The 318-nt window shown below is 78.0% G+C and carries 1 protein-coding gene; it reads right to left on the minus strand.

Annotated features, from left to right (window positions below):
* Positions 1–318 (minus strand): DUF7134 domain-containing protein (locus tag BEK98_RS50715; protein ID WP_425276673.1); only part of this gene is annotated, 318 nt, incomplete at both ends.

A 318-nucleotide genomic window follows, 5' to 3' on the forward strand; every position in this document is an offset into this window, starting at 1 on the left:
CGACGACGGCGCCGGCGCCGAGTGTCGCGCGTCCGCCCGCGTGCGCGGCCACCGCGTACAGGGCTGCCAACAGCGCGACGTCCGCGGGCAGTTGGACGTTCGCCAGCCACTGGACGAAGGCTGCGGCTGCGACGGCGCCGAACACCGTGCGTGGGGCCCGCTGTCGCCACAGCAGGGGCAGCGTGAGGGCGACGGTGAGGGCCGCGGCCAGCGGCAGCTCGTGCGGCGCGCGCGTCGCCGCGACATGGAGCAGGAGCAGGGGTACCAGCAGGAGCGGCGGGGGCGGCAGCGCGCGCCGTACGACGGGCGGCAGCCGCC

The sequence above is a fragment of the Streptomyces diastatochromogenes genome (assembly GCF_002242805.1).
In the GTDB taxonomy this organism is placed as follows: Bacteria; Actinomycetota; Actinomycetes; order Streptomycetales; family Streptomycetaceae; genus Streptomyces; species Streptomyces diastatochromogenes.